This window comes from Bradyrhizobium sp. ARR65 (assembly GCF_000472385.1).
In the GTDB taxonomy this organism is placed as follows: domain Bacteria; phylum Pseudomonadota; class Alphaproteobacteria; order Rhizobiales; family Xanthobacteraceae; genus Bradyrhizobium.
Window position 1 is genome coordinate 1 of record NZ_AWZU01000103.1, and the last position, 7721, is coordinate 7721.

Below are 7721 nucleotides of genomic sequence, written 5' to 3' on the forward strand. Positions count from 1 at the left end.
ATCACTTCGGAGCCGCCGGCTCCGAATGACATCAAAGTCAATCCCGAACCTCAATGAGGTGACGATTCTGCCGGAGAAAGCGCTCAGCCTGAAGACGTCGTGAGTGGNGCAATGCCGCGATCATCGCAGTGAAGATCTGTTTCAGTGTTTGGCCGAGGATAACCGCGGGATTCGGGTGGAGCATTCCATGAAAGGCCGCGACACCCAATGGCGCAAATGTTCAGGGAGGCGGAACGCCTTCGCCAAGCTTCATACGTCGCGCGGGCAAGAAGCATTTTTCCCGGCTGGATTAACATGCGTGAATTCTGGAACGCATTCGCCTCTCGTACGTTTTGGTTGCTTTCCTGCCGACTGGGGGAAGATCAAATGTTCACTGCCGAAACGACTGCGCTCTTGCGCGCGGTTCTGGATGAAGTGTGCGAAAGTGTACCCAAGCACGACACCAGCGCTCGCACACATGTCGCCTCGAAAATCCTCGAGGCGGCGACCAGAGAGGGGATTTCGATAGAGGAGATCAAGCGCGCTGGCCGGAGTGCCTTGATTAGCGCGCCCACGATGTGGCGGTGATGTATGTGCCACGGCCAAGCCTCATAGCCCGCGCTGGGATTTCATTCTTGGCCGAAAAAGCCTCGAGAGCCGGCGAACTCCGGCGAGCCGCTCAACCGAATGCTGCGGGTGGACAGGAAATGCTCCTTAATGTCGTGATGATGCCCACGTTCGCAGCTTCATAGTCGAGGTCCCTCGAGAGCTGGGCTACGTCATCATCGGTGCACCGGATGGCGCTGCCGCGCTTCGGCTCATCGACGCGCGTGTGCCAAGATCAAATGCTTGTCACGGACGTGCGTTTGCCGGAATGAACGGAAGGCAGCTCGCGGACGAGGCAAAGCGCCGAGAATACGCCCGGTCACTTTGCCAGCCGTATCTGCCGGGAAGAGTCGGCCCTTCCTGGTGAACGGTCGGCCTCCCTCGGCGAGATCGGGGGGCCTAGCGCCTGCTCTCCGATGAACTCAAGTTCCATGGAAGACGGCGACGCAACAATGGGCGAATTCAGTACAGTGAAGCAAGGTGCTCAACATGCACCCGTCGCGTCGCGGGATGATTTCCTCTAGCGAATGAAGCGCGCCGGCACCACTGCGCGGATGGACGCTCCGAGGATGTGGTTGTGAGGGCGTGCGGTTCGGCACCGCCATTGCGCTCAAGTTGGTCCGTTGGGTCGTTGCGCAGCAGCATCGCGGTGCGAGTTTTGCCGCAAGATCAGGCCAGCAACGACATGGCTGCGTCGTACGTACCGCGGGAGTTTGAAACGAAAGCAGCCCAGCGCTGGAACTGGGCTGCTCTGTAAGGCGAGGAGGGTCGCGACGTTCAGGCAGCGAAGTCTGTTGATGTTGTTCCTGCCAATTCCTAATTTCTCGCCGAGCGCTCCTGCTGCCTCGACCGCGAAGGCAATGGGAAATCACGGTCGGGCAGCCTCGGAGCACGCTCATTGCGAGCTGCGAAACCAACTAATTTGATGTTCCGTAGTTCCGGTTCAGCCAGGCAGTACCTCGATATCGGCGTCGCTTCGGAAAAATGCGACGTGGTAATTCAGGCAGCCTTCGGGGATTCCTTCTTCGACGTTGGGCGCTCCGCTTCTTTCGCAAGCCGGCCGCGGAGAAGGGCTAGCACAGCTGCTTCTTCTGGTTTAAGGCTTTGAACACCGCGCAGTTCGCTCTCGGCTTTTGACTTGAGCTCAAGCACGAGATTTCCGTCCATATAGGAATTTAGAACTTCCGGATGAACGTAGCACTTACGGCAGATTGTCGGCGTATTGCCGAGCTTGCCTGCCACCTTTTCGATAGCGGCGCGAACATTGCGCTTTGCTTGTGCGGCATTGTCGAAGCTCTCGAGCTCATTGAGCGCCATTGCCGCGAGCACCGTTCCCGCCCAAGTGCGGAAGTCTTTCGCCGTGATATCCTTGCCCGTGATTTCTTTGAGATAGTCGTTCACATCGGTCGAGGTGACATCCTGGCAATTGCCGGCTTCATCGACATATTCAAGCAATTCCTGCCCGGGCAGCTCTTGGCAGGCCTTTATGATCCTGGCAACCCGACGGTTGCGCACTCGCAACAACCATTGCTTGCCACTCTTACCGGCAAAGCGGAAACGCACCTCGTTTCCGTCGACGGCGGCATGCCGGTTCTTCAGGGTAGTCAGCCCGTAGCTGTTGTTCTGCTCTGCATATTCGTCGTTTCCGACGCGGATCAGCGTGGTCTCCAAAAGATGGACGACGGTCGCCAGAACCTTTTGGCGCGGCAATCCCGGCAAGGCCATATGCTCCTTCACCGTCTTCCGGATGCCGGGCAGCGCGTTGGCGAACGCAACGACATGCTCGTACTTCGTGCTTTCCCGCACTTCGCGAAAGCGTGCGTGATAACGGTACTGCTTGCGCCCCTTAGCATCGCGCCCCGTCGCTTGAATGTGTCCATCGGCGAAGGGGCATATCCAGACGTCCGTCCAAGCCGGCGGGATCGCGAGCGCTTTAATCCGCTCCAGGACATCCTGTTCGGAGAGCTTAGAGCCGTCGGCACGGGTATAGGTGAAACCCGTGCCAGCCTTTTTGCGGTGTATGCCTGGCCGGGCGTCGGAGACGTATCGCAGACCTGCGGAGACGGCAGCGTCCTTTGGATCAACAATCGTCTCAACGCTATCTGGCGATTCAACCAACACAAGGGATCCTTTCAGCTCACAACAAACGAACGGTCCGAAATGAAACGGGTTCCGCGACGGCCAGGCGGCTGGCCGTGATCAGCAATTTTCTTGCTATTGAGATGGCGGAGGCGCGCAACTAGAGGCGCGAATGGTGGTCCTTGCGCGCGACGCGATGGCGTAATCAGGCTGATCTTCTCCGATGATCCAGACAGTCTGGCCTGAGATGCTTGGAAGGTGCGGCGCGGCAGGGTGTCTAGCCGGCCTTGCGAGCCCGCGCTGGGCGCTTTGGTCCGGCAGATTTGCCTGGCCCGCACCGCAAGGGTGATTTTGCCCGGCCCTCGGCCGCAATGCTGCGGCGGAGTGCGTCCATGAGATTGACGACATTTTCGCGCGAGGGCTTCACAGGCAAGGGATGATGCGCGGGGCGCTTTGCCTGCCTCTTGCGCAGAATGCGCACGAGCGCGGTGCGATAATAATCCTCCAGCATGGATGGATCGAATTCTGCCGATTTCGTTCGGATGATGTTTCGCGCGAGATTCATCATCTCCACCGGAAGCTTTATTTCGGGGATCTCGCCGAAGTAATCCTCGGCCGCGCGGACCTCGTGCGCGAAGCGCAACGTTACGCCGCGAAGACCCTGGCCCATTGGCTCCACGAGAAATGGGCGCTCGCGCGAGGACAGCACGACGCGTGCAAGCCCTATCACGCCTTCGCGGGTCATCGCATCGCGGATAACGGCGAACGACTCCTGCCCGATCTCTTCGCTCGGCGCGATGTAGTACGACTTCTCGAAATAGCGAGCATCGATCTGTCCCTCAGGCAGGAAACGTTGAATCTCGATCGTACGCGTGTTCCTCGGACGGGCCCGCGGTACGATCTCTTGCTCATCGTATTCATCGTCCGCGGCGTCGCCGGAGGCGACGACTTGTTCCTCGCCATCTCGGTGCAGCCCGGCGGGCACCGTCGGCGGGCTTTCGCGGTGCGGCGGTTCGTCGAGCTGAGCGTTGCCGGGCGGTGGGCGCTGGTTGCGCGCCTGCTCCAGATCGCGATCCTCAACCAGCAGAAACTCGTTCGCGCCGACCTGGTAGCCCCGCGCCTTGTTTGATGAATCTACCGCCTCGTGCGTGACGGAATCGACGAGCTCGTGCTTGAGGCGATGGCCCGTGCGACGGTTGATCTGCCGGAAGGAGAGCCGCTCCGCGGCCGAAGTCGCGGGGTAAAGCGCGATTGGACAGGAGACGAACGAGAGCTTTAGGTAGCCCTTCCAATAGGCGCGGGACGCAGGCACTGGAGAACTCCAAGGCGGCGAGGGCACAAACAAGGCCCAGGACTCAACGGATGGAAGCCCCGGCGGTTTCAGGACTTCGCGGTGCGTTGCGGCCGCGCGCCCCGCCACCGCCAATAGAAGGGCTCTTGGCGGGTGCGAGAAAAAGGCGATTGTCATCGTATGGAGGGCAGTTCAGGGCCCGGCCACATTACGGCCGCTGCCGTTGAAGAGCTCCGGCGGCAAGCTGTGACAAGCTGACGGGCGGTGCCTGTCCAAGCAGCTGCCCGGGGGCGCAACATCTCGCTGCGAGAATGCGAGCAGCAGTGGCAATTTTTGCCCGCTCAATTCCGGTCCGCGGATGGAGAGTAGGCGGCCTGAAGCTCATGGCGGATACTGGCTTTCACCATTTCGCCAGACCAGGGCACCAACAGTCTGGGCACAGCGCAATCATCGGGTGAGCGCTCGGCGAGAGGTTCGGGAACGGTTGGACAGGCCGGATCGATAGCTAGTGAACGCATCGATGGCACTACTACGACCAGGCCCTCCCTGCCGGGGCACAACCTGATCCGGCAGGAAAATTCTCCGATTCCAAGACGGATCGAATCATAAACGGTATTTGCAGAGGGTGTTAAGGCGGATCGCTAGGGCCATTTTGAGAAATGCAAGTAGCTGCGGCGTGGCCGCTCCGTGTCAAACGACGTCCGGATTTGACCCCGGGTCAATTTTCCATGTCGCCCGACAGCTCCGCCGTTGCCCGAAATCGGCTGCTGGATGCTTGGCTTCATCCTGCACTATTGCAGAGGATCGCGGGCGGCAGCTGAAGAGCGCAGCGGGCTCCTTGATGCGTCAACTCAATCCTGCCCCGCAAGACTTCAGCCAGCTGTTCTCAGGCCGCTGAGGATGAATTCTTTCCTTTACCGGGGCCGTCGTTGATATGCGGCAATCGTAACAACGCGTGTTCGCCCGCCTCAGTCAGAGCACCCAGGCTGGTCCCGCCGCGTTTTGCGCATCGGATGATGGCTTGGGCAACGAGGCATCGAAACTCATGGCGTTGACCGTCCGGTCTGCCCTCGCACACTCGGTCAAGTGCGACTTCCATGACGGCCATCGTTCGACGATCAAAACTGTCTGCGATCATGATTGAGACCTGCCAAAAACATCGGCTTCCGGCCCGCTGCTCATAGGACTTCGGTCGGTCCCTCGAGAACCCGGGAAGTGCTGCTACGTTCCAGCGCAGTTCCCAACTCCTGTTGTCGATCACGAGGGAAGGGCGTGTGCTCGGATGCCTGCTCTGAGCTCAGATTTTCGTTGCGCCGCAGCGAGCGTTCGGGAGCAACGCTGAGATTGGCCGGCTCCTTAACAAATTTGGCCCAGGCCGGTTTCCACCTTCCCATTAGCAGCGGTAAAGCGCGCTACGTCACGTTGTTCCGCGATACAGCGGTGAAGCTCGCTGTCAAGCGGATCATTGTTGGGCCGGTCGACGGCGCGGACGAACGTAGCCGCGCATTGAGCCGTCGCTTGCAATAACGCGATGACACGGGATCGATGGGTCGTAATTCGTGCGCATTATGGTACCAACCGCGCGTGCAGCTTTCGGATTGCCGGCCTTAGCAGCGACAGCTTTGTACGTCATGGTCTTCCCCTTTGGGATCTTGCGCACGATGTCGCGGACCTTATCTGAAAACGTTTTCATAAGCCGAGTGTAGCACGTTTCTCGGAAGGTTTTCGCCTTTTTTACTTTCGATTGGAACGAGCGCGTCGCGTTGGCATGGAAGATTCGACCGGACGTGCCGGTATTAGTTTCGAAGTGCGCGCCGCCCTCTTAACATTGTGGGCAGCCATTGGCCCATCACGTGATTTCGTTGCCCGCAATAAGTAGGTCGCCTTCGAGGCAAACCGGACGTTAATTGGCGGTAGGATCGGCCCGGACAGTCGCGTTTGACCGTTGCCGACTTCCGGCCATGGCGCTTGCCAGACGGTAGCCCCATGATCCGTATTCGCTTATGGCCGCCGGCGCTCGTTTCGCTTCGAAGAAGCAAGTACTCTAAGCTTGCGCAAATCCGTGGCGGCCTCTGAGAGAAGCCAGTCTCGAAAGGTCACGATTTTTGGCAAGGTGGACGTCGCCTTGGGGCAGACGATCCAATACGGCCTCGACACGGGTACCGAAGCCACGAAAGGCCTTACCAATCGCCCATTGATCAAATCCCACGCAGCCAATGTGGTGCGCGCCAGCGCAATACCTTGTCCGTTGATAGCAGCGTCAATGATCATGCTCGCTCGGTTCAAGACCGGCCCATGGATGATGGCCGCCCCATCAACACCAGCAACCTGCAGCCAATTGGTCCAATCAGTCCGGCTGTCCAAATGAAGCAGCGGAAACTTTAGAATGTCGGCAGGCTTTTCCAGAGGATGCCGGCCCGATAGCAGCTTTGGGCTGCAGACAGCAAAGAGCTGTTCGGGGCTAAGGCTGACCGTATCGAGTCCCGGCCAGTTTCCGTCCCCATGACGAACCGCGATATCGACATCCTCGCGGGCAAAGTCCACATGATGCATGGCGGCGGAAACGCGCAGATCGATGCCGACATGCGCTTCCGCAAAATGGCCAAGGCGATGCACCAGCCACTTGGCGGCGAAATCCGGCGAGGTGCTGACCGTCAACACGCCCGATCTCTGCCGTTGCAACAGCCGTTCCGTGCCGCTCGCTATTCGATCCAATGCGTCGCGTATCACAGCGAGGTAGTCCCGTCCGGCTTCGGTGATCAGAAGCCGCTGGCGCTCGCGATTAAAAAGTTTAACCGCGAGTTCAGCTTCGAGCGCCTTCACCTGATGACTGACGGCCCCTTGCGTCACGCAAAGTTCTTCGGCCGCCCGGGTGAAGCTCTCATGGCGAGCGGCGGCTTCGAAAGCCTTCAACGCGTTGAGCGGTGGCAGGTGCGGACGCATCGCGGGCTCTCCCGAGTTCATGAGAGAAATTGGGGCTGGCCCGAGAAACGATGCTTTGCGGACCCGGCCCCGCGGCCTTATCGAACTCGGCGGCGCATCGCAAACATCTGATCCGGAGCCCCTCGCATGTCAATGCTCTTCTCTTACGCCAGCCCCCTGCCTCGCGCTCGACCCAATGCGGCAGACCGCGGTCATCAATCCAATTCATGGTGGAGACTGCTGGAGATCTGGCTGCTCTGGACAGAGCGGAGCCGACAGCGTGCCAGTTTGCGCGAAATCGCTGACGACCCGCACCTTCTGATCGACTTGGGGCTTACGAGAGATGAGGCATTGGACCAGGCCAGCCGGCCATTCTGGCGCTGAAGACTTGTCCGATTGCCACAGGACTGATGGGAAACGTCCGATCCCATGGAGTTTCAACGATGAGACCCGCTCCGTTTATTGCTGACACCGAAATTGTGCACCCGAAGCCCGCGCTTATCCTCGGCCAAACACTGAAACGGATCTTCACTGCGATGATCGCGGCATTGCGCCACTCACGACGTCTTCAGGCTGAGCGCTTTCTCCGGCAGAATCGTCACCTCATTGAGGTTCGGGATTGACTTTGATGTCATTCGGAGCCGGCGGCTCCGAAGTGATTCAATCGATGAAGCTTTCGGTCGATGAGGCGAAGAAAATATTCTTGTCGATCAAGCACGCGTGCGCTGCAACGACATCATAAAAATCAAGGCCGGCGAGCTATCTTGGACAACGGATTCCCCTGACGATGTCCGAGCTTGGCCACCGCGACATCTTGCGTTGCCCCACGAACTTGGTCGCTATC

At 59.2% G+C, this 7721-nt stretch carries 5 protein-coding genes; 1 reads left to right on the forward strand and 4 read right to left on the reverse strand.

All coding sequences use genetic code 11. The features are described 5' to 3' along the window. Positions 1–207 precede the first annotated feature (207 nt). Positions 208–567, forward strand: a complete 360-nt coding sequence (locus F758_RS53120; protein WP_349544091.1) for a hypothetical protein — start codon at positions 208–210, stop codon at positions 565–567. Between the two features lie 1017 nt (positions 568–1584). Here the strand turns inward: F758_RS53120 and F758_RS46120 are convergent. From F758_RS46120 to F758_RS0142285, 4 genes are all read right to left on the reverse strand, one after another. Continuing rightward, entirely contained in the window at positions 1585–2703 is a 1119-nt protein-coding gene (locus F758_RS46120; protein WP_035725222.1) for a DNA topoisomerase IB, read from the reverse strand. Between the two features lie 238 nt (positions 2704–2941). Then, on the reverse strand, positions 2942–3976 hold the full coding sequence (ku, locus tag F758_RS0142275; RefSeq protein ID WP_024513416.1) for a non-homologous end joining protein Ku: 1035 nt from the start codon (positions 3974–3976) through the stop codon (positions 2942–2944). 1441 nt (positions 3977–5417) lie between these two features. Continuing rightward, positions 5418–5648, reverse strand: coding sequence for an MGMT family protein (locus F758_RS53720; protein ID WP_084306170.1), 231 nt, complete (start codon positions 5646–5648; stop codon positions 5418–5420). A gap of 308 nt (positions 5649–5956) precedes the next feature. After that, on the reverse strand, positions 5957–6898 hold the full coding sequence (locus F758_RS0142285) for a transcriptional regulator GcvA (protein WP_024513417.1): 942 nt from the start codon (positions 6896–6898) through the stop codon (positions 5957–5959). Between the last annotated feature and the right edge of the window lie 823 nt (positions 6899–7721).

Excerpts from the sequence above, each read along its gene's own strand:
- F758_RS53120 (WP_349544091.1), top strand. The coding sequence starts at position 208 with ATGGCGCAAATGTTCAGGGAGGCGGAACGCCTTCGCCAAGCTTCATAC.
- F758_RS53720 (WP_084306170.1), bottom strand. The coding sequence starts at position 5,648 with ATGAAAACGTTTTCAGATAAGGTCCGCGACATCGTGCGCAAGATCCCA.
- F758_RS0142285 (WP_024513417.1), bottom strand. The coding sequence starts at position 6,898 with ATGCGTCCGCACCTGCCACCGCTCAACGCGTTGAAGGCTTTCGAAGCC.